The organism is Pseudomonas sp. NY15364 (assembly GCF_048068235.1).
In the GTDB taxonomy this organism is placed as follows: domain Bacteria; phylum Pseudomonadota; class Gammaproteobacteria; order Pseudomonadales; family Pseudomonadaceae; genus Aquipseudomonas; species Aquipseudomonas mendocina_D.
The window spans coordinates 284,164-310,091 of sequence record NZ_JBLUPX010000001.1; the positions used below are offsets into that span (position 1 = coordinate 284,164).

The 25,928-nt window shown below is 61.5% G+C and carries 22 protein-coding genes and 1 pseudogene; 20 read left to right on the top strand and 3 right to left on the bottom strand.

Annotation, left to right across the window (positions count from 1 at the left end; translation table 11 throughout):
* The first annotated feature begins 15 nt into the window (after nt 1-15).
* The 6 genes from ACNFCJ_RS01380 to ACNFCJ_RS01405 all read left to right on the top strand — a co-directional run bounded on the left by ACNFCJ_RS01380 (nt 16) and on the right by ACNFCJ_RS01405 (nt 6,518).
* On the top strand, nt 16-1,113 hold the full coding sequence (locus ACNFCJ_RS01380) for a polyamine ABC transporter substrate-binding protein (protein ID WP_143504632.1): 1,098 nt from the start codon (nt 16-18) through the stop codon (nt 1,111-1,113).
* A gap of 67 nt (nt 1,114-1,180) precedes the next feature.
* The gene (locus tag ACNFCJ_RS01385; RefSeq protein WP_416769333.1) at nt 1,181-2,275 is read left to right on the top strand and encodes a polyamine ABC transporter substrate-binding protein; all 1,095 of its coding nucleotides are present in this window, start codon (nt 1,181-1,183) and stop codon (nt 2,273-2,275) included.
* Between the two features lie 68 nt (nt 2,276-2,343).
* Nucleotides 2,344-3,435: a polyamine ABC transporter substrate-binding protein gene (locus ACNFCJ_RS01390; RefSeq protein ID WP_343352106.1), complete on the top strand. Its 1,092-nt coding sequence runs from the start codon at nt 2,344-2,346 to the stop codon at nt 3,433-3,435.
* A 53-nt stretch (nt 3,436-3,488) separates the two neighbouring features.
* Complete coding sequence (gene potA, locus ACNFCJ_RS01395; protein ID WP_143504630.1) at nt 3,489-4,643, top strand: polyamine ABC transporter ATP-binding protein; 1,155 nt, start codon at nt 3,489-3,491, stop codon at nt 4,641-4,643.
* Nucleotides 4,644-4,666: 23 nt separating this feature from the next.
* Nucleotides 4,667-5,548 carry an ABC transporter permease subunit gene (locus ACNFCJ_RS01400; RefSeq protein ID WP_179575951.1) on the top strand — a complete coding sequence of 294 codons (882 nt, stop codon included), beginning with the start codon at nt 4,667-4,669 and terminating at the stop codon, nt 5,546-5,548.
* 82 nt (nt 5,549-5,630) lie between these two features.
* Nucleotides 5,631-6,518 carry an ABC transporter permease subunit gene (locus ACNFCJ_RS01405; protein WP_416769335.1) on the top strand — a complete coding sequence of 296 codons (888 nt, stop codon included), beginning with the start codon at nt 5,631-5,633 and terminating at the stop codon, nt 6,516-6,518.
* Nucleotides 6,519-6,636: 118 nt separating this feature from the next.
* On the opposite strand, the gene ACNFCJ_RS01410 is transcribed toward ACNFCJ_RS01405, so the two are convergent.
* Nucleotides 6,637-8,001 carry an inorganic triphosphatase gene (locus ACNFCJ_RS01410; RefSeq protein ID WP_416769336.1) on the bottom strand — a complete coding sequence of 455 codons (1,365 nt, stop codon included), beginning with the start codon at nt 7,999-8,001 and terminating at the stop codon, nt 6,637-6,639.
* Between the two features lie 112 nt (nt 8,002-8,113).
* Between ACNFCJ_RS01410 and ACNFCJ_RS01415 the strand changes: the two genes are divergently transcribed.
* From ACNFCJ_RS01415 to argA, 4 genes are all read left to right on the top strand, one after another.
* Nucleotides 8,114-8,791: a TIGR00153 family protein gene (locus ACNFCJ_RS01415; protein WP_416769338.1), complete on the top strand. Its 678-nt coding sequence runs from the start codon at nt 8,114-8,116 to the stop codon at nt 8,789-8,791.
* Between the two features lie 38 nt (nt 8,792-8,829).
* Nucleotides 8,830-10,101, top strand: a complete 1,272-nt coding sequence (locus ACNFCJ_RS01420; protein WP_143504626.1) for an inorganic phosphate transporter — start codon at nt 8,830-8,832, stop codon at nt 10,099-10,101.
* Nucleotides 10,102-10,169: 68 nt separating this feature from the next.
* Complete coding sequence (argE, locus tag ACNFCJ_RS01425; RefSeq protein ID WP_416769340.1) at nt 10,170-11,336, top strand: acetylornithine deacetylase; 1,167 nt, start codon at nt 10,170-10,172, stop codon at nt 11,334-11,336.
* Between the two features lie 65 nt (nt 11,337-11,401).
* Nucleotides 11,402-12,700: an amino-acid N-acetyltransferase gene (gene argA / locus ACNFCJ_RS01430; protein WP_416769342.1), complete on the top strand. Its 1,299-nt coding sequence runs from the start codon at nt 11,402-11,404 to the stop codon at nt 12,698-12,700.
* A gap of 88 nt (nt 12,701-12,788) precedes the next feature.
* Here the strand turns inward: argA and rmf are convergent, their stop codons facing one another.
* The gene (gene rmf / locus ACNFCJ_RS01435) at nt 12,789-12,980 is read right to left on the bottom strand and encodes a ribosome modulation factor (RefSeq protein ID WP_416769343.1); all 192 of its coding nucleotides are present in this window, start codon (nt 12,978-12,980) and stop codon (nt 12,789-12,791) included.
* Between the two features lie 125 nt (nt 12,981-13,105).
* A pseudogene (locus tag ACNFCJ_RS01440) lies at nt 13,106-13,237 on the bottom strand (hypothetical protein); the annotation flags it as partial.
* Nucleotides 13,238-13,267: 30 nt separating this feature from the next.
* Between ACNFCJ_RS01440 and ACNFCJ_RS01445 the strand changes: the two are divergent.
* The 10 genes from ACNFCJ_RS01445 (at nt 13,268) to ACNFCJ_RS01490 (ending at nt 25,821) form a co-directional block, all read left to right on the top strand.
* The gene (locus ACNFCJ_RS01445; RefSeq protein ID WP_416769584.1) at nt 13,268-13,648 is read left to right on the top strand and encodes a response regulator; all 381 of its coding nucleotides are present in this window, start codon (nt 13,268-13,270) and stop codon (nt 13,646-13,648) included.
* Nucleotides 13,566-17,069 (top strand): EAL domain-containing protein, encoded by a 3,504-nt coding sequence (locus ACNFCJ_RS01450; protein WP_416769586.1) that lies wholly within the window; start codon nt 13,566-13,568, stop codon nt 17,067-17,069. The genes ACNFCJ_RS01445 and ACNFCJ_RS01450 overlap by 83 nt, the downstream gene beginning before the upstream one ends.
* Before the next feature lie 254 nt (nt 17,070-17,323).
* The gene (rfaH, locus tag ACNFCJ_RS01455; protein ID WP_416769345.1) at nt 17,324-17,833 is read left to right on the top strand and encodes a transcription/translation regulatory transformer protein RfaH; all 510 of its coding nucleotides are present in this window, start codon (nt 17,324-17,326) and stop codon (nt 17,831-17,833) included.
* 627 nt (nt 17,834-18,460) lie between these two features.
* Nucleotides 18,461-18,988, top strand: a complete 528-nt coding sequence (locus tag ACNFCJ_RS01460; RefSeq protein ID WP_416769346.1) for a hypothetical protein — start codon at nt 18,461-18,463, stop codon at nt 18,986-18,988.
* Nucleotides 18,989-19,093: 105 nt separating this feature from the next.
* Nucleotides 19,094-20,257: an outer membrane beta-barrel protein gene (locus ACNFCJ_RS01465; RefSeq protein WP_416769348.1), complete on the top strand. Its 1,164-nt coding sequence runs from the start codon at nt 19,094-19,096 to the stop codon at nt 20,255-20,257.
* A 109-nt stretch (nt 20,258-20,366) separates the two neighbouring features.
* Nucleotides 20,367-20,906 (top strand): polysaccharide biosynthesis/export family protein, encoded by a 540-nt coding sequence (locus tag ACNFCJ_RS01470; RefSeq protein ID WP_416769349.1) that lies wholly within the window; start codon nt 20,367-20,369, stop codon nt 20,904-20,906.
* A 95-nt stretch (nt 20,907-21,001) separates the two neighbouring features.
* Nucleotides 21,002-23,242, top strand: coding sequence for a GumC family protein (locus ACNFCJ_RS01475; RefSeq protein WP_416769350.1), 2,241 nt, complete (start codon nt 21,002-21,004; stop codon nt 23,240-23,242).
* A 310-nt stretch (nt 23,243-23,552) separates the two neighbouring features.
* On the top strand, nt 23,553-24,278 hold the full coding sequence (locus tag ACNFCJ_RS01480; RefSeq protein ID WP_416769351.1) for a tyrosine-protein phosphatase: 726 nt from the start codon (nt 23,553-23,555) through the stop codon (nt 24,276-24,278).
* Nucleotides 24,275-25,018 carry a hypothetical protein gene (locus tag ACNFCJ_RS01485; RefSeq protein WP_416769352.1) on the top strand — a complete coding sequence of 248 codons (744 nt, stop codon included), beginning with the start codon at nt 24,275-24,277 and terminating at the stop codon, nt 25,016-25,018. The genes ACNFCJ_RS01480 and ACNFCJ_RS01485 overlap by 4 nt, the downstream gene beginning before the upstream one ends.
* 452 nt (nt 25,019-25,470) lie before the next feature.
* A complete protein-coding gene (locus ACNFCJ_RS01490) occupies nt 25,471-25,821 on the top strand; it encodes a hypothetical protein (protein WP_416769353.1) in 351 nt (116 codons plus the stop codon).
* The last annotated feature ends 107 nt before the right edge of the window (nt 25,822-25,928 follow it).

Here is a 25,928-nt window from a genome sequence, read left to right on the forward strand (position 1 = left end):
ACAGGAGCTGTACGCATGAAAACATTCGGCAAGACCCTTCTCGCGTTGTCCCTGGCTGCGGCCGTGGCAGGCGCTGCTCAGGCTGACGACAAGGTGCTGCACGTCTATAACTGGTCCGACTACATCGCACCTGACACCCTGGCCAATTTCGAGAAGGAAACCGGCATCAAGGTTGTCTACGACGTCTTCGACAGCAACGAAGTGCTGGAAGCCAAGTTGCTGGCCGGCAGCTCCGGTTACGACGTAGTGGTACCGTCCAACCCCTTCCTCGCCAAGCAGATCAAGGCCGGCGTATTCCAGAAGCTGGACAAGTCCAAGCTGCCCAACTGGAAGAACCTCGACACCGACCTGCTCAAGGCGCTGGATCCGAGCGATCCGGGCAACCTGTACTCGATCCCCTACATGTGGGGCACCATCGGCATCGGTTACAACGTCGACAAGGTCAAGGCCGTGCTCGGCGACGGCGCTCCGGTCGATTCCTGGGACCTGGTGTTCAAACCCGAGAACATCGAGAAGCTGAAGTCCTGCGGCGTCTCCTTCCTCGATTCACCGACCGAGATTCTGCCGGCCGCCCTGCATTACCTGGGTTATGCCCCGGATAGCAGCAGCACTGACGAGCTGAAGAAAGCCGAAGAGCTGTTCCTGACGATTCGTCCATCGATCTCCTACTTCCACAGTTCCAAGTACATCTCCGACCTGGCCAACGGCAACATCTGCGTGGCTGTCGGTTACTCGGGCGATATCTACCAGGGCAAGTCCCGTGCCGAGGAAGCCGGCAACGGCGTACAAGTCGGCTACAACATTCCGAAGGAAGGCGCTGGCAGCTTCTTCGACATGCTGGCCATCCCGGCGGACGCCAAGAACGTCGAGGCCGCGCATGTCTTCCTGGACTACCTGATGCGTCCGGAGGTGATCGCCGAGATCGGCAACTTCACCCAGTTCCCCACCGGCAACGCGGCGGCCGTTGCGCTGGCTGACGAAGCCCTGCGCAACGACCCGGGCGTCTACCCGACGCCGGAAGTGCTGAAGAAGATCTACACCTTCCCGGACCTGCCGGCAGGTGTGCAGCGCAACATGACCCGCAGCTGGACCAAGATCAAGTCCGGTCGCTAAGCGACGAAGCAACGCCGCCTGGCGGGTTCGCCCGCCAGGTACCCAAATCGCAAGAAGAGGAAACGTCATGCGTCGTTCTACCCTGCTGGCTGGCCTGATCGCCGCTGCCATTGGTATGTCTGTTGCCCAGGCCGCCGACCGTGTGGTCAGGGTCTACAACTGGTCCGACTACATTGCGCCGGACACCATTGCCGAGTTCGAGAAGGAAACCGGTATCAAGGTGGTGTATGACGTTTTCGATTCCAACGAAACCCTCGATGGCAAGCTGGCCACCGGCCAGAGCGGCTATGACGTGGTGGTTCCGACCAACCACTTCCTGGCCAAGCAGGTACGTGCCGGCACCTACCTGAAGCTGGATAAATCCAAGTTGCCCAATCTGGTCAATCTTGACCCGACCATCATGAAAAACCTGGCCGCGGGTGACCCCGGCAACGAATATTCGGTGCCCTACCTATGGGGCACCAACGGCATCGGCCTGAACGCCACCAAGGCGCGCGCTGTGCTCGGTGACGATGCACCACTGGATTCCTGGGAGCTGCTGTTCGACCCGAAATACGCCGAGAAGCTCGCCTCCTGCGGCATCGCATTGCTCGACTCTGGCGACGAAGTGCTGCCGCAAACGGTCAACTACCTGGGCCTCTCGCCGCATACCACCAAGCGTGAAGACTACGAGAAGGCCTATGAGCAGCTGATGAAGGTGCGCCCTTACATCACCTACTTCCATAGCTCCAAATTCATCTCCGACCTGGCCAACGGCAACATCTGCGCCGCCTTCGGCTACTCCGGTGACGTGCTGCAGGCCGCTGACCGCGCCGAAGAGGCCGGTCGTAGCGACGAGATCATCTACATCATCCCCAAGGAAGGCACCGCCATGTGGGCGGATCTGCTGGCCATCCCCAAGGACTCGAAGAACGTCGCCGAAGCCCATGAATTCATCAACTACCTGCTGCGCCCCGACGTGATCGCCAAGATCAGCGACTACGTCGCCTACGCCAACCCCAACCTCAAGGCCACCGAGCTGGTCGACGAGAGCGTACGGGACAACCCGGGCGTTTATCCCAGTGAGGAGGTCATGGCCAAACTCTATGTTGCCGAGGAGCGTACGCCCGAGGTGCAGCGTTGGCTGACCCGTGACTGGACGAGAATCAAAAGCGGCCGCTGATCGACGAACGATTTTCCTATAAAGTGCCGCGCCTTTTTCGGGCGGCACACAAAAACGAGGATGATACAGTGCGAGTTACCCTGCCCAAGTCTCTGATCGCGATGGCGGCTTCCGCCTTCTGTAGTGCCGCGCTGGCCCAGTCCACGGTGCACATCTACAACTGGAGCGATTACATCGGCGAAGAGACGCTGGCCGACTTCGAACAGGCCACTGGCATCAAGCCGGTCTACGACGTCTTCGACTCCAATGAAACGCTGGAAGGCAAGCTGCTCGCCGGTCGTACCGGTTATGACGTGGTGGTGCCGTCCAATCATTTTCTCGGCAAGCAGATCAAGGCCGGCGCGTTCCAGCCGCTGGACCGTACCAAGCTGCCGAACTGGAGCAACCTCGACCCAGCCCTCCTCAAGCAGCTCGAAGCCAACGATCCGGGCAACCAGTACGCCGTACCCTATCTGTGGGGTACCAACGGCATAGGTTACAACGTCGAGAAGGTCAAGGCGGCGCTGGGCGTCGACAAGATCGACTCGTGGGCAGTGTTGTTCGAACCGGAGAACATGAAGAAGCTCGCCAGCTGTGGCGTGTCCTTCATGGATTCGGCCGACGAGATGATTCCCTCGGTGCTCAACTACCTGGGTCTGGATCCGAACAGCCAGAGTGCCGATGACTACGCCAAGGCCGAAGCCAAGCTGATGGAAGTGCGTCCCTACGTGAGCTACTTCCACTCCTCGAAATACATCTCCGATCTGGCCAACGGCAACATCTGCGTGGCGTTCGGTTATTCGGGGGACGTTCTACAGGCGGCCGACCGCGCCGAGGAGGCCGGAAAGGGCATCGAAATCGCCTATGCGATTCCCAAGGAGGGCGCCAACCTGTGGTTCGACATGCTGGCCATTCCCAAGGATGCCCGCAATGTCGAGCAAGCCCATGCCTTCATCAACTACCTCCTCGATCCCAAGGTGATCGCCGGGGTCAGCGACTATGTCGGCTATGCCAACCCCAACATCAATGCAGGGGAGATCATGGATCAGGACATTCGTCAGGACGAATCGGTGTATCCACCGCAGGCCGTGCTGGACAAGTTGTACGTGATGGCCGAACTGCCGCCCAAGGCTCAGCGTCTGATGACTCGCACCTGGACCAAGGTCAAGTCGGGTCAGTAATCGTTCCTGCCCGGCCGCAGGGGTCGGGCACAATCTTCCGGGAGTTTTCCTAAATGGCTGTTGCCTCCAGCGCCTACAAAAAAGCCCTCGAGGGGGATCAGACACCGAAAGAGGTGCTGGTCAAGATCGATCGGGTGACCAAGAAGTTCGACGAGACCGTGGCCGTCGACGACGTCTCGTTGACCATCAACAAGGGCGAAATCTTTGCTCTGCTCGGTGGCTCCGGCTCCGGTAAATCCACGCTGCTGCGCATGCTTGCCGGCTTCGAGCGGCCCACCTCCGGGCGCATCATTCTCGATGGTGTCGATATCACCGACATGCCGCCCTATCAGCGGCCGATCAACATGATGTTCCAGTCCTATGCGCTGTTCCCGCACATGACCGTGGCGCAGAACATCGCCTTCGGTCTGCAGCAGGACAAGCTGCCCAAGGCCGAGATCGACGAGCGCGTGGCCGAGATGCTCAAGCTGGTGCACATGACCCAGTACGCCAAGCGCAAGCCGCATCAGCTTTCCGGCGGCCAGCGTCAGCGCGTGGCCCTGGCACGCTCACTGGCCAAGCGTCCGAAACTGCTGCTGCTCGACGAGCCGATGGGCGCGCTGGACAAGAAACTGCGTTCGCAGATGCAGCTGGAACTGGTGGAAATCATCGAGCGCGTCGGCGTGACCTGCGTGATGGTCACCCATGATCAGGAGGAGGCCATGACCATGGCCCAGCGCATCGCCATCATGCACCTGGGCTGGATCGCCCAGACCGGCAGCCCGGTGGACATCTACGAGACCCCGACCAGCCGCCTGGTGTGTGAATTCATCGGCAACGTCAACCTGTTCGACGGTCAGATCGTCAGCGACGAGGCCGACCACGCGATCATCGATTGTCCGCACCTGGACAAGCCGATCTACATCGGTCACGGCGTCAGTACCCGTGCCGAGAACAAGTCCGTCAGCTACGCCCTGCGCCCGGAAAAACTGCTGATGGCCACCGCCTTGCCAGCCGACCACGAGCACCCCGAGTACAACTGGAGCCGTGGCCACGTGCATGACATCGCCTACCTCGGCGGTCATTCGGTGTACTACGTCAAGCTTACTTCCGGTCAGGTGGTGCAGTGCTTCATCGCCAACGCCGAGCGCCGTGGTAAGCGTCCGACCTGGGACGATCCGGTGGTGGTGTACTGGGAAGACGACAGCGGCGTGGTACTGCAATCATGAAACTGGCCAAGCTCTCGCGCTATCTGCCCAGTGGGCGGCATGCCGTGATCGGCATACCCTTCCTATGGCTGTTCCTGTTCTTCCTGCTGCCGTTCGTCATCGTGCTGAAGATCAGCTTCGCCGAAGCCGACGTGGCCATTCCGCCCTACACGGAAATCTACCAGTGGGCGGACAACAAGCTGACCCTGCTGCTGAATTTCGGCAACTACATCTTCCTCACCGAGGATGCGCTGTACCTGTCGGCTTATCTGGGTTCGCTGAAGGTGGCGTTCTTCAGCACCCTGCTGTGCCTGGTGATCGGCTACCCGATGGCCTATGCCATCGCCCGTGCGCCGAAGTCGCATCAGACCGTTCTGCTGCTGCTGATCATGATGCCGACCTGGACCGCGATCCTGATCCGCGTCTATGCCTGGATGGGCATTCTCGGCAACAACGGCCTGCTTAACAGCCTGCTGATGGGCATCGGTCTGATCGATACGCCGCTGCAGATCCTCAATACCAACACCGCGGTGTACATCGGCGTGGTCTATTCCTACCTGCCGTTCATGATCCTGCCGCTTTACGCCAACCTGGTGAAGCATGATCTGAGCCTGCTGGAAGCTGCCTCCGACCTGGGTTCGAGCAACTTCAACAACTTCTGGCGGATTACCGTGCCGCTGTCGAAGAACGGCATCATCGCCGGCTCCATGCTGGTGTTCATCCCGGTGGTGGGTGAGTTCGTCATCCCCGAACTGCTCGGCGGCCCGGAGACCCTGATGATCGGCAAGGTGCTGTGGCAAGAGTTCTTCAACAACCGCGACTGGCCGGTAGCGTCCGCCCTGGCGGTGGTGATGCTGGCGATCCTGATCGTGCCGATCATTCTCTTCAACCGTAACCAGGCGAAAGAGCTGGAGGGCCGGCCATGACTGAGCTAATCGCAATGAGCCCGTCATCCTGTTCAACCGGCTTTTTAACCAGAAGCGTGGCTAAAGAACTGGAGGGCCGCCCATGAAGCGTTTCAGTTTCTCCAGCATCATGCTCTGGGCTGGTCTGGCATTCATCTACCTGCCCATGGTCATTCTGGTCATCTACTCGTTCAACGCTTCGCGGCTGGTAACGGTGTGGGGCGGCTGGTCGGTGAAGTGGTACGTCGGCCTGCTGGACAACACCCAGCTGATGAACTCGGTGATGCGCTCGCTGGAAATCGCCTGCTATACCGCCATTGCGGCGGTGGCGCTGGGCACCCTGGCGGCCTTCGTGCTGACCCGCATCACCCACTTCAAGGGGCGCACGCTGTTCGGTGGCCTGGTCACCGCGCCGCTGGTGATGCCGGAAGTGATCACCGGTCTGTCGCTGCTGCTGCTGTTCGTGCTGATGGCGCAACTGATCGGCTGGCCGATGCAGCGCGGCATGACCACCATCTGGATCGCCCACACCACCTTCTGCTCGGCCTACGTGGCCGTGGTGGTGTCGTCGCGCCTGCGTGAGCTGGACATGTCCATCGAAGAGGCCGCCATGGACCTGGGGGCTCGGCCGTGGAAGGTGTTCTTCCTGATCACCGTACCGATGATCGCGCCGTCGCTGGCAGCGGGTGCGATGATGTCCTTCGCCCTGTCGCTGGATGACCTGGTGCTGGCCAGCTTTGTCTCCGGTCCTGGCTCGACCACGCTGCCGATGGAGATCTTCTCCGCCGTGCGCCTGGGGGTCAAACCGGAGATCAACGCGGTAGCCAGCCTGATCCTGCTGGCGGTGTCGTTCGCCACCTTCCTGGCCTGGTTCTTCGCCCATCGCGCCGAGGAAAAACGCAAGAAGGCCATGCAGCAGACCATGGACGAGACCGCCAATCCGTCCTGGCAGCAGGTCATCGACAGCCGTCGCAACCCTGGCAGCAACTGAGCTTCTGGCTGAAAGCAGAACGGGCCCCGCGGGGCCCGTTTTTCATGGTGTCACTGATCGGGGCGGTACCGCGATCTGTAGGAGCGGCTTCAGCCGCGAAGGTTGTGAGGCTCAGCCGCTATTTCACCAACGCCTTCCACCCCTTGAGGCTGCTGACGATCTGCGTCTGAGTCGCGCGCAATTGGCGCTGCTCGTCGTCCAGGGCCTGCTGCGCCAGTTCGTAGAGCTTGTTCAGCTCGCCATACAGGCGGTCGACCTCGGGCACTTCCAGCACGCCACGGGCCAGGCGCAGCCAGACCAGCAGGCGCTCCAGACGCGGCATCTGTTCGGCCAGATCCTCCGGCTGCTGCTGATAGCGGCGCAGCTGCAGGGCAGTGCCTTCTTCGTTCAGCAGGGTCGGCAGCCAGTTGCCCAGCGCGGCGGCGCCCTGGCGGTTACCGCGATTGTTGCGCTCTGTCGTCCAGCTACGTAGCAGCAGCCAGTGCGACAGCTTCAGCGACAGCAGGCCCCAGCGGCAGCCATCGAGTTCGGCGGCGAACAGCGCTGGCGCATTGCGCCGCATGCTGTCGTCGTCCTGGCCGGCTGCCAGGCGCGGACGCCAGTCATCGAGCAGCGCATCGAGTGCTTCACGCAATTCGCGCGAGCTGGCACGCGGCGCTGCCTGGCCGAGGCTGGCGAGCAGGGCGCGCAGGTCGATCAGTTGCTCCAGCCATTGCTGCAACAGGCTCCAGTGGCCGTTCCAGCGATATTGCTCGGCCAGGCGCTGGCTGGCGCCGAGCAGATGCCAGGCCAGCGCCGCGAAAGCGTCGTCCAGGCTCATCTCGGCCGTCAGCTGGGGAACCGGCAGGCTCAGGCTGTAACTGCCGGCATCGAACAGGCGGTAGCCACGCTCGGCCTTGCTGATATCGCAGGGCATCAGCGGCAGCTCGGCGGCCAGCTCGCAGGCCAGCTCCAGCAGCGCAGCGGGCTCGCCCTGGCGCAGTTCCAGTTCCAGCTCGCAGATCTCTTCTTCGCCTTCGCCGGCGATCACCTTGCCCAGGTCCAGCGCGGCCTCGATGACCACCTTGGCCTTGCCGCGGCCCCAGGCGATCTCGGCCTTCTCGCGGACGAAATCGGTGGTGAACAGCGGCTGCAGGGTTTTCTTGTCCAGCTCGGCCAGGCTGGCCGGCCAGCAACTGTCGTCGAGCTTTTTCAGATCGAGCTTGGCCTTGCTCAGGTACCAGTCCCACTCGTTGCGCTCGGACAGGCCGGCAACGCTCTGGCCGCGGCTCTTCAGCGTCTGAATGAACTGCTCGCCATCACGGCGCAGGCGCAGGGCGACCTTGGCGCTGGCCAGGTCACGGTCCGGCGTATCGTAGTACTGATTAAATAGCTCGCCGCGCTGCCAGCCGCTCTTGTTGCGTTTCTTCAGCAGCGGGTGCTCGCGCAGGGCGGCCAGGGTGGCGCGGCTGGCGCGCAGTTTGATTTCGGTTTCTTTGACCATGGTCGAGAGCTAGATAGCCTTTTATGAAAATGTGACAGACCGATGACGCGCGCTGGCGAATGACGAATCCGGTCCCTATACTTGCGGCCTTCTCAAAACGGGGGCTTACCCTATGCCTATCAATCCCTTTGTCAGCCTGTTCGGCCGTTCACCCATCGGCCCCATGCAACAGCATATCGCCAAGGCCCACGAGTGCGCGGCGAACCTGGTTCCCTTCTTCGAGGCCATCATGGCCGAGGATTGGGCCAAGGTAGAACAGGTGCAACAGGAGATGTCCCGGCTGGAGCACGAGGCCGACAAGCTGAAGAAAAGCGTGCGCCTGCACCTGCCCAAGAGCCTGTTCTTGCCGGTGCCGCGTTCGGACCTGCTTGAGCTGCTCAGTGTACAGGACAAAGTCGCCAACCGTGCCAAGGACATCGCCGGTCTGATGCTCGGCCGGCAGATGGCTATTCCGCAGCCACTGCAGCCACTGGTGCGCGCCTACGTACAGCGCAGTGTGGACGCCAGCGCCCAGGCGCTGAAGGCAATGAACGAATTGGACGAACTGCTCGAAACCGGTTTTGCCGGCCGCGAAGCAGTGCTGGTGGAAAACCTGATCGAGGAGCTCGGTTCGATCGAAAACGATACCGACCGCCTGCAGATCGAGGTACGCCGCAACCTGTTCAAGCTGGAGAAGGACCTTCCCCCGGTCGATGTGATGTTCCTCTATCAGATCATCGACTGGATCGGCGATGTCGCCGACCGTGCCCAACGAGTGGGCAACCGACTGGAACAACTGCTGGCGCGCTAAGCGCCAGTGTCCTTTCTGGGATCTACGGAAACTAATTTATGTCTCTGATTGCGGACTACGGGCTGGTTCTGCTCGTTCTTGCCTGCCTTTTCGGTTTTTTCATGGCCTGGGGTGTTGGAGCCAACGATGTAGCCAATGCTATGGGTACATCCGTTGGCTCGCGTGCACTTACCATCAAGCAGGCGATCATCATCGCCATGGTCTTCGAGTTCGCCGGTGCCTACCTGGCCGGCGGCGAGGTGACCGAAACCATCAAGAACGGCATCGTCGATGCCAATCTGATCAGCCCCAACCTGATGGTGTTGGGCATGATGTCGGCTCTGTTAGCGGCAGGCACCTGGCTGCTGGTGGCGTCGATGCGCGGCTGGCCGGTGTCCACCACCCACACCATCGTCGGTGCGGTGATCGGTTTCGCCGCAGTCGGTGTATCGGTTGATGCCGTGCACTGGAGCGGCGTCGGCCCCATAGTCGCCAGCTGGGTCGTCACGCCGATGCTGGCCGGGACCATCTCCTTCTGCCTCTTCGTCAGCGTGCAGAAGCTGATCATCGATACCGATAATCCCTTCCTGAACGCCAAGCGTTATGTGCCGCTGTACATGTTCATCACCGGCTTCATGATTTCGCTGATGACCATGACCAAGGGTCTCAAGCATGTCGGCCTGAACCTCTCCAGCACCGAAGGCTTCCTGCTCTCGATCGGTATCGGCGTGCTGGTCATGCTGATCGGTATCGCGCTGCTCAGTCGCATTCATGTCGACGCCGAAGCTGACAAGGCTTTCCACTTCTCCAGCGTGGAGAAGGTGTTCGCCATCCTGATGATCTTCACCGCCTGCTCCATGGCCTTCGCTCATGGCTCCAACGACGTGGCCAACGCCGTTGGCCCGCTGGCGGCCATCGTCGGTGTGATCCAGAGTGGCGGTGACCTGGCTGCTGGCGACAAGTCGCTGGTACCGGGCTGGATTCTGCTGCTGGGCGCGCTGGGCATCGTGGTCGGCCTGGCGACCTACGGCTACAAGGTAATCGCCACCATCGGCAAGGAAATCACCGAGCTGACCCCCAGCCGCGGCTTCGCCGCTGAACTGGCCGCTGCTACCACCGTGGTCAGCGCCTCGGGCCTGGGTCTGCCGGTATCCACCACCCACACTCTGGTCGGCGCCATTCTCGGTGTCGGCCTGGCACGCGGCATCGGTGCGCTGAACCTGGGCATGATCGGCAAGATCTTCCTGTCCTGGATCATCACCCTGCCGGCCGGTGCGATCCTGTCGATCATCTTCTTCTTCATCCTGCGCGCGCTGTTCGGCGGGGTCTGATCCCGGCCTGACGGTTTCCCCTGAGGTTGGATGCCCCTATGATGGGGCTCCGACCCAGGAGATCGCCGATGCCCTTGCCGTCCTTCCGAGAGCAGTTCGCTGCGCTGATCGCAGCGCCCTCGGTGAGCTGCACCCAGCCCAACTGGGACCAGAGCAACGCGCCTGTCATCGAGCTGCTTGCCGCTTGGCTCGGTGACCTGGGCTTCACCTGCGAAACCCAGCAGATCGCCCCGGGCAAGTTCAATCTTCTCGCCAGTTATGGCTCCGGCCCTGGTGGTCTGGTGCTGGCTGGGCACAGCGATACCGTGCCCTTCGATGCGGCCCTGTGGCAGACCGATCCGCTCAAGCTGAGCGAAGTGGGCGACCGCTGGGTGGGGCTGGGCAGTTGCGACATGAAGGGTTTTTTCGCCCTGGCTATCGAAGCCGTGCGGCCGCTGCTTGATCAGCCTTTCCAGCAACCGTTGCTGATCCTTGCTACTTGTGATGAAGAAAGCTCCATGGCTGGCGCCCGCGCCCTGGCCGAGGCCGGGCGGCCGCTTGGCCGTGCGGCGGTGATCGGCGAGCCGACCGGCCTCAAACCCATCCGCCTGCACAAGGGCGTGATGATGGAGCGTATCGATATTCTCGGGCGCAGCGGTCACAGCTCCGACCCGAGTCTCGGGCATAGCGCGCTGGAGGCCATGCAGGACGTGATGGGGGAGCTGCGTGGCCTGCGTGCGCAGTGGCAGCGCGAGTTCAACAATCCGCAGTTCAGCGTGCCGCAACCGACCCTCAACCTCGGCTGCATCCACGGGGGCGACAACCCCAACCGCATCTGCGGCCAGTGCGCGCTGGAGTTCGACCTGCGTCCGCTGCCGGGCATGGATCCTGAGCAACTGCGCGAGACCATTCGCGGCAAGCTGCTGCCACTGGCGCTCAAGCATCAGGTACGCATCGACTATGGTCCGCTGTTCCCCGAAGTGCCGCCATTCGAGCAGCGTGCCGATGCCGAGCTGGTACGTCTGGCCGAGCGGCTGACCGGGCACAGCGCGCAGGCGGTGGCATTCGGCACCGAGGCGCCTTATCTTCAGCGCCTTGGCTGCGAGACGCTGGTGCTCGGCCCCGGCGATATCGACTGTGCGCACCAGCCCGGGGAACACCTGGAGCTGGCCCGTATCGAACCAACTGTGGCGATACTGCGCCAACTGATCCAACACTACTGCCTGACCCGGAGTGACGACGTGCAGCGACGATGAGATCGACTCTCTAACCGAACATGACGGCTATGCCCGTCCTACGTCTCGACGCTAATGGATTGCTCATGCACGACTACGTCAACTGGTTACGCCACGCCTCGCCCTACATCAACGCTCATCGTGACTGCACCTTCGTGGTCATGTTGCCGGGCGAGGGTATCGCCCACCCGAACTTCGCCAACATCGTTCACGATCTGGTGCTGCTGCACAGCCTCGGCGTGCGTCTGGTGCTGGTGCACGGCTCGCGCCCGCAGATCGAGGCGCGCCTGACCGCCCGCGGCCTGACCCCGCACTATCATCGCGACCTGCGCATCACCGATGCACCGACCCTGGAGTGCGTGATCGATGCCGTCGGCCAACTGCGCATCGCCATCGAGGCGCGTCTGTCGATGGACATGGCCGCTTCGCCCATGCAGGGCTCGCGCCTGCGCCTGACCAGTGGCAACTTCGTGACCGCACGGCCGATCGGCGTGCTCGATGGCATCGACTATCACCACACCGGCGAAGTGCGGCGCATCGACCGCAAGGGCATCAACCGCCAGCTCGACGAACGCAGCATCGTGCTGCTTTCGCCGCTGGGCTATTCGCCTACCGGGGAAATCTTCAACCTGGCCTGCGAGGACGTCGCTACTCGCGCCGCCATCGACCTGGGGGCGGACAAGCTGCTGTTGTTCGGCGCCGAGGATGGCCTGCTCGACGAGAGCGGCAAGCTGGTGCGCGAGCTGCGTCCGCAGCAGGTGCCAGCGCATCTGGCGCGCCTGGGCAGCAACTATCAGGGCGAGCTACTCGATGCCGCCGCCGAAGCCTGTCGTGGCGGCGTGAAGCGCAGCCACATCGTCAGCTATGCCACCGATGGTGCGCTGCTCAGCGAACTGTTCACCCGCACCGGTAACGGCACCCTGGTGGCCCAGGAGCAGTTCGAATCCCTGCGTGAGGCGACCATCGAGGATGTCGGTGGCCTGATCGAGCTGATCAGCCCGCTGGAAGAGCAGGGGATTCTGGTGCGTCGTTCGCGCGAGGTGCTGGAGCGCGAGATCGAGCAGTTCAGCATCGTCGAGCGTGAGGGGCTGATCATCGCCTGCGCAGCGCTCTATCCCATCGCCGATTCGGACTGCGGCGAGTTGGCCTGCCTGGCGGTCAATCCCGATTACCGCCATGGCGGGCGTGGCGACGAGTTGCTCGAACGCATCGAGGCCAGGGCGCGGGCGCAGGGGATCAAGACCCTGTTCGTACTCACCACCCGCACCGCCCACTGGTTCCGCGAGCGCGGCTTCGAGCCGAGCAGCGTCGAGCGCATGCCCACCGCGCGGGCGTCGCTGTACAACTACCAGCGCAATTCGAAGGTGTTCGAGAAGGCGTTGTAGGAAGACAAATGTAATGAGTGGGAGGGGCTTTAGCCGCGAGCGATGAATCAGTCGCGGCTAAAGCCCCTCCCACAATGCGTTCAGAGTGTCAGGCGCTGTGCTGCTGCAGGCGCATCAGCTCGAAGCCGTCGTCCCAGCCGGCCTCCCAGGCCGCAGCGGGGATTTCGTCAGGGTAGGGCTGGCGGGTCCTGGGTTGGTCAGTAAGGCCGGCCATATAACCTTGCTGGTAGGCCTTGGTCAGGCTCTCCAGGCTCCATTGCGGCGTGGCGTCATCGGCCATGGGCGCTGCTCGTCTATCGTCCTTTACCCGGCAATGCTAGCTGGCGGGGCGGCCAGGGGAGTGGCCGCCCATCCTGGCTTTTGCTCCGCTGGTTGGCTTTGTGACGCAGTCGACGGTTCTTCGCCCTACACGGCCAAAGCCAGAATGCTCGCCTGGTAGGCCGCGACGAAAGCATCGAAATCACCCATGGGCTGCGCTTCAAGCTCTGCCTGCGCGGCCAGCGAGTCGTGGGCGGCCTGTCCGCCTGCCGCCGTCTGCGTGAGTCGGGCAACCAGATGCCGATCATCATGCTCACCGCCAAGGGCGATGAGTCCAGCCGTATTCAGGGCCTGGAGCTCGGCGCCGACGATTATCTGGCCAAGCCGTTCAACCCGCGTGAGCTGCTGGCGCGGATCAAGGCCGTGCTGCGCCGCCAGGCGCCGGTGGTGCCAGGTGCGCCGGGTAGCGAAGACGAGAGCGTCAGTTTCGGCGAGTACGAGCTGTCGCTGGCTACCCGCGAGCTGAAGAAGGGTGATGAATTGCACATGCTCACCACCGGTGAGTTCGCTGTGGGGGCTGCCCTGGCAGTGGGCGGCGCTTTATGCCGTGCCGGAAACGGCGGCCATCGCGTTGGCCTGGTGGCTGTTGCGGCGTCAACCGTTCGACCCCGCTCTTACCCGGCTGGATGATCTGCTGCGTTTTCTGGCTTTCGGCGTGTTGCTGCCGGTAACCCTGTTGTCGCTCGGGTTGCAGGCCAGTTTGTGGTTGACCGGACATCCGCCTCAGGGGCAGTGGGCCTTGGCCAGCCTGGAGCTGTGGCTGACCGACAGCATCGGCCTGCTGGCGCTGACGACGCCCTTGCTGGCATTCGTGAGCCCGTTGCTGCGCAGGCGTGGCTGGATGCAGACGAGCCAGGTTGTCGAGTCTGCCGCCATGGTTTGCAATCGCTCGGTTTCAGGGCTGCTGGCCGTGTGTGTATTTATCGGCCTGGTCGTACTGATCGGCTTCTTGCCGCCGCTGCTCGGTTTGCCGCTTTTGGGTGTCAGCATGTTGGTGTTGGCGCTGCGTTATGCGTTCCCCGGGGCGTTGTTCGGCGCGGCGCTTGCCTTCGCGGTCACCTTGCTTTTGCCGCTGGCGCGTGGCGCCTTGCAGCCAGGCGAGCTGGATCTGCAGCGCAATCAGTTGCAGCTTACGGTGCTGCTGCTGATGACCGCAGCCCTACTGGTCGGGCGGGTGCTCGGTGATTTGCGCCAGTCACTGGCCAGCAGTGCGCGGATGCAGCAGCAACTGGCGCAGGCCAATCTGGCAATGGAGGCCAGCCCGCTGGGTGTGACCATCGCTGATGCCCGGCAGCCTGGCTTGCCGCTGATCTATTGCAACCCGGCCTTCAACCGCATGAGCGGCTACGCCAGAAAGGAGGCGCTGGGGCGCAACTGCCTTTTTCTGATGGGCGAGGACTACACGCAGCCTGGCGTGCTGACCTTGCGTCAAGCATTGCGCGAGGGCGGTACGGCTCGGGCCGTGCTGCGCAACTATCGCAAGGATGGTAGTGCGTTCTGGAGCGAGGTGATGCTGGCGCCGATCCGCGACGATCAGGGTGTCAGCCATTTCGTTGGCCTGCAGCATGACGTCACCGAGCGTGAGGAACTGGCGGCCAAGGTCGAGCAGCAACGCCTGACACTGCTGCGCCAGAGCCACCTGTTCAGCCAGACCGAGCATATCGCCAGTCTTGGCGGCTGGGTGCTGGAGATGCACGACCACAGCATGTTCTGGAGCGAGGGCTGCTACAACATCGTCGGGCGTGATCTGGCGCAGGGGGCGCCGACCTTGCAGCAGACGCTCGACTACTACGACAAGCCCAGCCAGGCGCTGATGCTGGAGACCCTGCAGGCGGCTGTCGAAGGTGACGATGAGTTGGATCTTGAGGTGCGCCTGTCGGCACACCAGGGTGGCCGCTGGATGCGCTTGCGTGGCGTGGTCGAGCGTGACGGGGCGGCGCTGGTGCGAATCTATGGTGCGATCCAGGACATCAGTGAGCGCAAGCGTGCCGAGCAGCAACTGCGTGAGCGTGATGAGCGCCTGCGGCTGTTCTTCGAAGCGCCGCTGATCGGTATGGCCCTGACTACTTCGACCTTCGGCTGGGAGGAGGTCAACCTCAAACTTTGCAGTATTCTTGGTCGTAGTCGTGAGCAGCTGCTGCGCAGTACCTGGGCCGGGTTGTCTCATCCTGATGATCTGGATGCCGAGCAGAGTTTGCTCGACCAGGTGCTGGATGGCCGCAGCGAGGGCTTCGAGCTGGATAAGCGTTTCCTGCGCCCTGATGGCCAGGTGGTATATACCCGCCTCAGCCTGCGGGTGGTTCGTGGCAGCAGTGCGCGTTCTGGGCTTTTCCTGCTACTGATCGAGGACATCAGCGCGCGCTACGAGGCCGAGGCGCGCTACCGCACCATGGTCGAGCACGCGCCGGAGGCGATTCTGCTGTTCTCGCCGGATGGCGGTATCGTCGAGTGCAATGAAAACGCCTTGCGCCTGTTCCGTTATCGCCGCGCCGAGCTGCTCGGCAAAAGCATCCAGAACATCAGTCCGCTGCGTCAGGTCGATGGACGGGAGTCGACTCAGGTTGGCAGGGGATACCTGGCGCGTGCCATTGATGGTGAGGTGCCGGTATTCGAATGGCTGCATCGTGACAGCGCCGGTCGTGTTCTGCCCTGCGAGATACGGCTGGTACGGATGCCGGGTGAATCGCTGCTGATTCGCGCCAGCATCACCGACATTTCCGAGCGTCAGCGCTATCAGCGGGAAATCGAGCGGCTGGCATACAGCGATGAGCTTACCGGCCTGCCTAATCGCCGCCTGCTGCTCGATCGCTTGCAACATGCGATGGACCGCGAGCAGCGCGAGGGAAGTCTGGGCGCGCTGCTGTTTATCGATCTCGACCATTTCAAGACCATCAACGATAGTCTGGGACATCTCATTGGCGATGCCTTGCTGCGTGAAGTGACCACGCGACTGGCCCGTGAGTTGCGCGCCGAGGACACCCTGGCGCGTTTGGGCGGTGACGAGTTCGTCGTGCTGCTCGAAGCGCTCGGCAGTGATCCGCAAGTGGTGGCCGAACATGCGGCGGCAGTGGGCGACAAGCTGCTGAAGAGCCTGCATGGCAGTTGTGTGATCGAAGGGCGTGAGCTGTCGGTCAGCGCCAGTATTGGCATTGCCCTGCATCCGCTGGCCAGCCAGAACGCGGCCGATGTGCTCAAGCAAGCCGATACCGCGATGTACCGGGCCAAGCATGCCGGGCGCAATGCCCTGCATTTCTTCGAGCCGCAGATGCAGGCCGCCATCGATCAGCGTCTGCAGTTGCAGGGTGAGTTGCGCCAGGCCATTGCTCGTGAGCAGTTGCACCTGGTGTTCCAGCCGCAGGTGATGCTGGAGAGCGGTCAGGTCGCCGGAGCGGAAGTGCTGTTGCGTTGGCGGCACCCTGAGTGGGGCGATATTGCCCCGGATCAGTTCATTCCACTGGCCGAAGAAACCGGTCTGATCCAGGAAATCGGCCACTGGGTGCTGGAACAGGCCTGTGCGGCGCTGGCGCGTTGGCGCGGGCAGTGGCCGCACCTGGTGCTGGCGGTCAACCTGAGCCCGCGCGAGCTGCGCCAGGCTGACTGCGTGAGACGGGTTGCAGATTGTCTGCAGCGTCATGGCGTCCCGGCGACCTCGCTTGAGTTGGAAATCACCGAAGGCGTGTTACTGGAGGATATCGGCCAGTGCATCGGCAACATGCAGCAGCTCAAGGCTCTGGGTGTGCGCTTCGCCATCGACGATTTTGGTACAGGCTACTCGTCGCTGACCTACCTCAAGCGCCTGCCGCTGGATCGCCTGAAAATCGATCGCAGCTTCGTTGCCGACCTCGATGGCGAAGCCAGCGGTGGCCAACTGGTAGAGACCATTCTGATGATCGCGCGCAACCTCGGTTTGGAGTGCGTGGCCGAAGGGATAGAGCGCGAAAGCCAGTACGCGTTGCTGCGCGAGTACCAATGCACCTTGGGGCAGGGTTATTTCTGCAGCAGGCCACTGCTCGAAGATGAGTTCTTGCGTTGGATGAGCGGTATGCGCTGAGTGCTCCGGTATTCCGTTTCGGAGTGACGAGCCGCCTGTGCATGACTTGGCCAATAGCGCAGAGCCGTGCCTCTGGCTCGCCTGTACCGCTCAAGCGCTGTATTGTGCCGATATCTGCTGATAGCGCCTGATCTACCGAGAAATGGCGAGAAGCTTATCCGGCATCCGCATCGACTGATGAGGTGCAATGCGACACGCTTTGTCGTGGGGCGGTGGCATCATATGTGTTCATGTAATTAAGCGATGGTTTGAGCATGACGGAGCATTCAGCCAACACAGTCAAGGCTTGGTATCTGATCCAGTGCAAGGCACGCCAGGATGCCCGGGCGGAAGAAAATCTGAGCCGCCAGGGTTTCCTGTGTTTCCGGCCGATGTATGGTGGTGAGAGCTCTTCGGCTGAGAAGGCTAAAGGTGTCGGCGAGTCGCTATTTCCTGGCTATTTGTTCGTGCAGCTTGGTGCACAGGATAACTGGAGCGTCCTGCGCTCGACGCGCGGCGTATTGCGCGTCGTCAGCTTTGGCGGCAAGCCCACGGCAGTCGAGTGCGAGTTGGTGGAACAATTGCGCCAACGTCCTTTCGTTGCGCAAGAGCAGAGCGTCCCGTTGGTTTCGGGGGAAACGGTTCGCATCGAAGAGGGGCCGTTCGCCAGTTTCGATGCGGTGTTTCTCGAGATGGATGGCGAGGCTCGTGTAGTGCTTCTTCTCACCTTTCTGCAGCGTCAGCAGAAAATTTATATGCCCCTGACGGGTATCAGAAAAATCTGAATGTGGTATTTTTCAGACGTCAACGGCCCGATTGTCGGCAAATTGCCATCCCCGTAGGTGAGAATCTGTATACTTGCGCCCCGGTGCAGGTATGAGGTTGCCTCTGCGAAACTGTATCAAGATATTAATGAGGTTCGGGGTGCTGAACCGGTGTTGCATAGTGCGCTGCCAGGTTTCGGTTGGCTTGCTGCGTTGTTGCTCGAAACCACGTCGTATGACGCTTTTCTGCGTATTGACTGAGTTGTAAAAAAGCCTTAATCAGCGTTTTCAAGGAATGACGGCAAATCTTGGGGCGGTAGCGTGTCTGCCGTCAGGTAGGGCTGTTTGGTTGATTGATGGGCTGTAGTGATCGTGGGTGACGCCTCCTGGCAGCCATTGCGATAGAGAAAGTGCGAAAACGTTAAAGGACTAACATGCCGCTTCTTGTTCAAATTTCCCTGTTTTCTGCCGATGACAGCCATTGCACCCGTGTGCTCTGGCATGGCGTCGTGCGCGCGGTTGGGCCATGTGCCCGGCTGTATGAGCTTCAAACCTTCGTTGATTAATCCGTTGTAACCACCATGACTGCCCACTACTCATGCAGCAGAGGGACAGGACACCATGCAATATCTAATGAGGACGTTCGATATGCGTAAAACCCTTTCCACTCTCTCCCTGGCTCTGGTGCTGGCCTCCGGTCATGCACTCGCTGCTGACTCAACTAGCCTAAACGGCCTCCCACCAGCCCTCGCGCCAGCCCCCGCGCCCATGCTCTCCGTCGCCAATGAGTCGGCCCTGACCACTGCGCAACTGCAAGCCATCGCTGCTGCCAGCCCAGAAGAAGCTGCTGCCATCGTCGCGGAAGCTGTTGCAGCCAATCCGGAAGCCGCTGCCGCCATTGTGACGGCCGCTATTCAGGCCAACCCGAACGCTGCTGTCAGCATCGCTGCCGCCGCTGCCGCCGCTGCGCCGTCTCAAGCCACTGCCATCAGCAATGCCGCTGCCCTCGCTGCGCCGGCTCAAGCCGATGCCATCAAGGCCGCCGTTGCCGCTAGCGCTGCGTCAGCGACTACCTCCGTTGCTACCAGCTCCGGTGTGAACACCCCGACTTCCAGTGTGCCGAGCAGCAGCGGCGGTGGCGGTAGCGGCAGCACTCCGACTGCCAGCCCGAACTGATCGTTCGCAATCACTGTAATTCTGGGGCGCAGGTGCTTTGGGGCCTGCGCCGTTTTGCCGTTTTCTGCGGCGAAGCCAGCGCCAAGAAAGTCATTAGGGGGTTTCATGAGCATTAAGTTCAATGCAAGTACGCTTGCGGCCGCCGTTTCGGCCGCGCTTTGCGCCAACGCCTGGGCGCTTGAGCCGCAAAGCATCAAGTTGACCGATGGCCTGACGTTCACGCCCACCCTGCAGGTGAGCGAGCGTTATGACGACAACTTCCGTGCCGCGGAAAACAACGAAGAGTCTTCGTGGATCACCGCGATCACGCCGACCTTCACCCTCGCTGCCGAAGGCCGTAAAAGCGCCTACGCCCTGAGCTACACGGCAAACAGCGATATCTTTCATTCGAGCCACAAGGACAACAACACAGACCACCATCTGACCGCAGATGGCGTGTTCGAGTTCGATGCGCGCAATCGTCTGAAGCTGAACGCCGGCTACCACAAGGTAGAAGAGACCGCTTCCCAGGATCAGAACATCGAAAACGACAAGTACAGCACGGCCAATGTTGGCGGCGTGTACAGCTACGGCGCCGAGAGTGCCCGTGCGCAGATCGATTTCGGTGCCAACTACCAGGAACTGCGTTATCAGAACGGCAACAACCTGAACGCGGACAAGGAGCGTGATACCAGCGCTCTGAGCAGCACCTTCTATTACCGTGTGGCGCCGAAGACCCGTGCTCTGGTCGAAGCTCGTTACACCGACTACGACTACGTCACCAATGATCGCCTGAACAGCAACAACGTCGCCCTGCTCGGCGGTCTGACCTGGGACGCCACGGCGAAAACCAGCGGTACCGTCAAGATCGGTGGCGAGAAGAAGCGTTTCGACGATTCCCGTCTCGATGACAAGAGCGGCAGCATGTGGGAAGTCGGTGTGGACTGGAAACCACGCACCTATTCGACCTTCAGCCTGACCACGCGTCGCGCGCTGGACGAAGGTGACAATGGCGCTTCCTCCATCGAAGCTCAGAGCACCACCCTGAGCTGGGAGCACGAGTGGCTGGATCGCCTGACTTCCACCGTCAGCTACAGCTACACCGACAAGGAATATCAGGACGTCGACCGTGACGATAAGATCGATACTTTCGGTCTCGGCCTGACCTACGCCATGCGCCGCTGGTTGGATCTGGGCGTTGGCTACAAGTATTCCGAGAACGATTCGACTGCCGTTGGCGAAAGCTACAAGCGCAACATCTACATGATCAGCGTTTCCGCCAGCCTGTAACAAGGCAGTGCTCGGACAGGGCGCCGCACTTCTTCGGGAGTGCGGCGCTCGTTCGCTATAGCCGGCGTGCTGGTTTTGTTTCCCCAGTTATTCAAGAGCACCGAGTCTTATGGTCATCCGCATCTTCTTCAGCCTGATCCTTGGCGTCCTGTTGTTCAACAGCAGTGCTGCCCTGGCGGACGGCAACTCCACCTACAAACTGGCTTCTGGCGACGTCATTCGCGTCAACGTCTTCGGCGAGCCGGATCTCAGCTTCGAAGAGCTGCGCCTGACCGATGCCGGTACTTTTTCCTACCCCTTCATCGGCGAAGTCCGCGCACGGGGTAAAACGGCTGCCGAGATCGAGCAGATGATCGTCGACAAGCTGCAGGGTGACTATCTGGTCGATCCGCGTGTGTCGGTCAGCGTCCTGCAGTACCGTGAGTTTTTCATCAGCGGCGAGGTGAAAACACCTGGCGGCTATCCCTTCCAGCCTGGCCTGACCCTGCGTCGCGCCGTGGCACTGGCCGGTGGCCTGACCGAGCGCGCCTCGGTCAGCCGTATCACCATCATTCGCGATAGCAATGCCGATCGCACCCCGGAGAAGGCCACTCTGGACAGCCTGGTCATGCCTGGCGACACCATCACGATCGACCAAGGCTTCTTCTGACCTGTCGTTGTCTGTCCACTGGCTGATGGCGATGAGCGTTGATTCGCACTCGTCGTCGCCTGAGCGCCTTCACCTTTTTCAGAGTTTCCGCAAGCATGGAAAGTAATAGTCAAATCACCGAGCGCAACACGCTCGTTCAGCGCCAGGAAGCGGATGCCGACGAGATCGATCTGCTCAAACTGTGGCAGACCATCTGGCGGCGTAAGTGGAGCATCATCACCCTGGTGCTGGTGGTCAGCATGGTGGCGATTCTGGCCGTGTTCTCCATCACGCCGATCTACCGTGCTGCGGCGACTTTGCTGATCGAGCAGAAGAGCGCCAAGGTGGTTTCCATCGAACAGGTCTATGGCCTCGATGGCGCTGGCAACGAATACCTGCAAACCCAGTTCGAACTGCTCAAGTCGCGTGCTTTGGCTGAGCGTGTGGTGCGTCAGTTGAACCTGACCACGCACCCTGAGTTCGACCCGCGTCAGCAGCCTGAGCCGCTGATCGACTTCAAGGGGCTGATGGCCAACTTCGACTTCCACAAAGTCGTACCGGCCACCCTGCCGGACGATCTGGAAGGCGAGATCGATCCGACCGAAGCCGAGATCTTCGACGCAGTCACCAAAGAGTTCATGGGGCGCATCAGCGTCGAGCCGCAAGGTAAGAGCCAGTTGGTGAAAGTGCAGGTCGACATGGCCGATGCACGTATGTCGGCGCGTGCTGCTAACGCCCTGGCCAATGGTTTTATCGAAAGCCAGCTGGAAGCGACCATGGAAATGTCCATGACCGCCACCAACTGGATGAACAGCCGTCTGGGTGAACTGCGTACCAAGCTGAAAGAAGCCGAAGACCGCCTGCAGGGCTACCGTGAAGCGGAAAACCTGGTCGATGTGCAGGGTGTTGCCACCATCAGCGCTGCCGAGCTCAACCTGACTGGTGACCGCATGATCGATGCCCGCCGTCAGCGCGCCGAGGCTGAAAGCCAGTACCGCCAGGTGCGTGGCATGGGCAATGACTGGGAACGCCTGGCCAGTGTGCCAGCTGTACTGGGTCACCCACTGATCCAGCAGTTCAAGGCCGAAGAAGCCAAGGCCCGCGCCAAGGTCGAGGAAATGTCCAAGCGCTATGGCGCACGTCACCCGGCAATGGAAGCCGCTCGCTCCGAACTCAGCGCTGCCTCCGGTAGCTTGCGTGGCCAGGTGCAGCAGGTGGTCGCCGGTATCGAGCGTAACTACCAGTTGGCGGTGGCCAACGAGCAGTCGCTGCAGGCTTCGTTCAACGCCAACAAGTCGCAGATCCAGGATATTTCCCGCAAGGAATTCCGCCTGCGCGAGTTGCAGCGTGAGGTCGACACCAACCGTGCGCTGTACGACACCTTCATGACCCGTCTGAAGGAAACCGCCGCCACCTCCGACCTGGAAAGCGCCAACGCCCGGGTGGTGGACCAAGCCGTGGTGCCGAGCGAGCCGGTCAAACCGAAGAAAGCCCTGATCGTCGTTATCGCCGCGCTGCTCGCCGGTTTCGTCGGCGTCGGTCTGACGCTGCTGCTGGAGGCGCTGAACAACACCTTCAAGAGCACCGAAGAGGTGGAGAGCCGCCTCAACATCCCGGTACTCGGCATCCTGCCGTTGCTCAAGGGCAACCAGGAGCGTGGCGAACTGGCCCGGATGTTCAACACCGACAAGGACAAGAGCTTCTCCGAGTCGATCCGTACCATTCGTACCGGCGTGGTGCTATCTGGCATAGATCACCCGCACAAGGTCATGGTCGTTACCTCGTCGATTCCGGGTGAAGGCAAGAGTACCGTTTCCGCCAACCTGGCATTCGCCCTAGGGCAGGTGGAAAAAGTGCTGTTGATCGACGCCGACCTGCGCCGCCCAACCCTGGCCAAGAGCTTCGAGTTCCCGGTTGGTACACCTGGCCTGGCCAACCTGATCGCCGGCACCGCCAAGCTGGAAGAGTGCATCAAGCAGGTCGACGGTATCGACATGATGGTCGCTGGCACCGTGCCGCCAAACCCGCTGGAACTGCTGTCTTCGCCGCGTTTCGCCAAGGCGCTGGAAGTACTCAAGAGCAAGTACGAACGCATCATCATCGACTCGCCGCCAACCCAGGCGGTCAGCGATGCCATCGTGCTGTCCACCTTCGCCAACTCGCTGATCTACGTAGTCAAGTCCGACTCCACGCACATTCCGCTGGTGGAAAAAGGCGTCGGTCAACTGCTGCAGAACAACGCGCCGGTCAACGGTATCGTGCTCAACCAGGTCGACATCAAGAAGGCCCAGAAGTACGGCTACAGCTACGGCGGCTATTACGACTACTATGGCTACAGCAACGCGCAGAAGGCCTAACGGCTCGCGGCTGCAGCCGCTCCTACAAAATCCTGGCGTGCTAATGGGCCATGCCCATGATTTCACGGGCAGGGCGCTACCTGTAGGAGCTGGCTTGCCAGCGATGATCTGGGGCAGCGACGGATCGCCCGTAAGCGGGCTCCTACGAAAGAGCTCTTTTGTCGGAGCCGGGCCACGTCTGCGAAGGCTCGCGCGCATGGCGACGCTCCTACGGTTCAGGCCAATTGCCTGGGCCGTTTCTCTGCAACAACGTAGGTGGACATTCCGCAAGGGCTGTCCACCAGCGTCCCCCCCAACCAGATACGCGATCATGATCGACCTGCACAATCACCTGCTCCCTGGTATCGACGACGGTGCGCCTGATCTCGATGCGGCTTTGGCTCTGGCGCGGGTAGCGGTGCAGGACGGCATCACCCATCTGGTGTGTACGCCGCATATCCATCCCGGTCGTTACGACAACACGCCTGCCTCGATTCAGGGTGCGCATGCGCTGTTCTCCGCCGCGTTGGTGCGCGAGAACATTCCGCTGCAGGTGGCCGCCGCCGCCGAAGTGCGTTTCGGTATGGAACTGATGGTGGGCATCGCTCAGGGGGCGATTCCGTTCCTCGGCGAGTGGCTGGGCAAGAAGGTGTTGCTGCTCGAATTCCCGCACAGTGAGATTCCCTTCGGTGCCGAGCGCCTGACGAGCTGGCTGTTGCAGTGCAACATCGTGCCGATGATCGCGCACCCGGAGCGCAACAAGGGCATCATGCGCTCGCCCTCCAAACTCAAGCCTTTCCTCGATCAGGGCTGCCTGTTGCAGGTCACGGCAGGTTCGGTTGCCGGCCAGTTTGGCCAGGCTGCCGAAGAGGTGGCCCATGCGCTGCTGGAGCAAGGCGTCGTCACGATTCTGGCCAGTGATGCGCATAACCTGCAGCATCGTCCGCCCATCATCAGTGCCGGCCTGCGAGAGGCCGCGCGCCTGGTCGGTGACGTCAAAGCTGAAGCTTTGGTGCGCACCACGCCCTGGCAAATCGCCCAGAGTCATTTCCAATGAGTGCAGTCATCGATCAGGATCGCGTTAGAAAACGACGTGTACGGGGAACCGGCATCGGCATGTCGCGTGTTGCCTTGTGGCTGCTGCTGGCGTTTGCCCTGCTGATTATCGGGTTGGGTGTGCGTATGAGCCTGTCCGGTATCGCCAGCTACCAGGCCGAAGCCTTTCTGGAAAACTGGTCAGCGGCCAAGAGCGAGCCCCAACCACTTGCCTGGCAAGTCGCCCACGATGCCGCGCAGCGTGCAATTGAACTTTACCCAGTGGCGGACGGTGATCGGCTCGACCGCCTGGGGCGCGTTTATAGCTGGCAGTATTTCCGCCACCCCTATGCGTTGGAGGAGGCTGCTGCTTCGCGCCAATCGGCTCTCGAGGCCTACCGCGAAGCGGTGCTGGCACGCCCGGTCTGGCCATATACCTGGTCGCGCTTGGCCCACGCCAAGCTTTATCAGCAAGCCTTCGATGATGAGTTCGCCATGGCATTCGAGCAGGCGTTCCAGCTTGGCCCCTGGCGTAATGGCGTGAACAGCGAATTGGCTACCATCGGCTTTGCCGCCTGGCCGCAACTATCAGTGCAACAACGCGAAGCCACTCTCGAATCGGCTCGTCGTGCAGTGGCTTATGGCATGGGCGAAGCCCAGTACCAGTTGGCGGTGGCGCAACACACCGGTCGGGTTGTTGAACTGTGTGGCAGCCTGACGGCAGAGTTGATCGAGGCACGCAAGCTCACCCCTTGCCTGTAGGTTGCCGCTGTATCGGTGGACAAGGCTACGCCATATCCACCCTACGCAATATTCAGTTCCCCGTAGGGTGTACATGCCGAAGGCTTGTCCACCAGAGGCCCGGCACAGCGATGCAGGCCAACGCAATACAAAGGGTCAGGCGCTATTGCCACGACCTGTAATCGCAAGCCTGATCATGCCCTTGCATGGTCTTGCCGGATGCCATCAAGGCGTCGTTCCGGATTTTTCAGGTAGTACTTCATGTCACGGATTCAGACTACAGCACCTACTGACACCAGTGCGCTGCACCAACTTGCAACTGCATCGCCATTAGCAGGCGATCCCTCCGCAACCAACCCTGGCGATGCGAACGTCGCCTGGGCTGGCAAGCGTGATGGTGGTTTGCCACAGGGGCGAGGTTTGACATTCTGGGGCCAGTGGCTAGCCGCAATGGGCATGCTGGTATTGTTGCTGTGCGCCCGACCTGGCCCTACACCTGGGAGCGCCTGGCCCACGCCAAGCTCTACCTGCAGACGTTCGACGAGACATTCGACCAGGCCCTGGAGCAGGCCTTCCAGCTCGGCCCCTGGCGCATCGGCGTCAACCGCGAACTGGCGACCATCGGTTTCAGCGCCTGGCCGCACCTCAGTGCGGAGCAACGCGAAGCCACCCTGGAGTCTGCCCGCCGCAGTGTAGCCGACGGCCCAAGGGAGACTCGCTGCATGCTCGAGATCGCCCAACACACCGGCAGGCTCCAGGACCTATGCAACGGCCTGCCCAGCGACCTGAAAACCGCCCGCAAGCTCACCCAATGCCTGAACTAGCGGACGACCAAGGAGATTACGCCTCGTCTTCGACGCGATGCTGTCGGTACCACGTAGGGCGGGTGCAACCCGCCAGATCAACGATGGCGGGTTGCACCCGCCTACGG

Excerpts from the sequence above, each read along its gene's own strand:
- ACNFCJ_RS01405 (WP_416769335.1), top strand. The coding sequence starts at position 5,631 with ATGAAGCGTTTCAGTTTCTCCAGCATCATGCTCTGGGCTGGTCTGGCA.
- ACNFCJ_RS01470 (WP_416769349.1), top strand. The coding sequence starts at position 20,367 with ATGGTCATCCGCATCTTCTTCAGCCTGATCCTTGGCGTCCTGTTGTTC.
- argA (WP_416769342.1), top strand. The coding sequence starts at position 11,402 with ATGCACGACTACGTCAACTGGTTACGCCACGCCTCGCCCTACATCAAC.
- ACNFCJ_RS01410 (WP_416769336.1), bottom strand. The coding sequence starts at position 8,001 with ATGGTCAAAGAAACCGAAATCAAACTGCGCGCCAGCCGCGCCACCCTG.
- ACNFCJ_RS01420 (WP_143504626.1), top strand. The coding sequence starts at position 8,830 with ATGTCTCTGATTGCGGACTACGGGCTGGTTCTGCTCGTTCTTGCCTGC.
- ACNFCJ_RS01485 (WP_416769352.1), top strand. The coding sequence starts at position 24,275 with ATGAGTGCAGTCATCGATCAGGATCGCGTTAGAAAACGACGTGTACGG.
- ACNFCJ_RS01460 (WP_416769346.1), top strand. The coding sequence starts at position 18,461 with ATGCGTAAAACCCTTTCCACTCTCTCCCTGGCTCTGGTGCTGGCCTCC.
- ACNFCJ_RS01380 (WP_143504632.1), top strand. The coding sequence starts at position 16 with ATGAAAACATTCGGCAAGACCCTTCTCGCGTTGTCCCTGGCTGCGGCC.
- rfaH (WP_416769345.1), top strand. The coding sequence starts at position 17,324 with ATGACGGAGCATTCAGCCAACACAGTCAAGGCTTGGTATCTGATCCAG.
- rmf (WP_416769343.1), bottom strand. The coding sequence starts at position 12,980 with ATGGCCGATGACGCCACGCCGCAATGGAGCCTGGAGAGCCTGACCAAG.
- ACNFCJ_RS01475 (WP_416769350.1), top strand. The coding sequence starts at position 21,002 with ATGGAAAGTAATAGTCAAATCACCGAGCGCAACACGCTCGTTCAGCGC.
- ACNFCJ_RS01415 (WP_416769338.1), top strand. The coding sequence starts at position 8,114 with ATGCCTATCAATCCCTTTGTCAGCCTGTTCGGCCGTTCACCCATCGGC.
- ACNFCJ_RS01465 (WP_416769348.1), top strand. The coding sequence starts at position 19,094 with ATGAGCATTAAGTTCAATGCAAGTACGCTTGCGGCCGCCGTTTCGGCC.
- ACNFCJ_RS01445 (WP_416769584.1), top strand. The coding sequence starts at position 13,268 with ATGCTCACCGCCAAGGGCGATGAGTCCAGCCGTATTCAGGGCCTGGAG.
- argE (WP_416769340.1), top strand. The coding sequence starts at position 10,170 with ATGCCCTTGCCGTCCTTCCGAGAGCAGTTCGCTGCGCTGATCGCAGCG.
- potA (WP_143504630.1), top strand. The coding sequence starts at position 3,489 with ATGGCTGTTGCCTCCAGCGCCTACAAAAAAGCCCTCGAGGGGGATCAG.
- ACNFCJ_RS01385 (WP_416769333.1), top strand. The coding sequence starts at position 1,181 with ATGCGTCGTTCTACCCTGCTGGCTGGCCTGATCGCCGCTGCCATTGGT.
- ACNFCJ_RS01480 (WP_416769351.1), top strand. The coding sequence starts at position 23,553 with ATGATCGACCTGCACAATCACCTGCTCCCTGGTATCGACGACGGTGCG.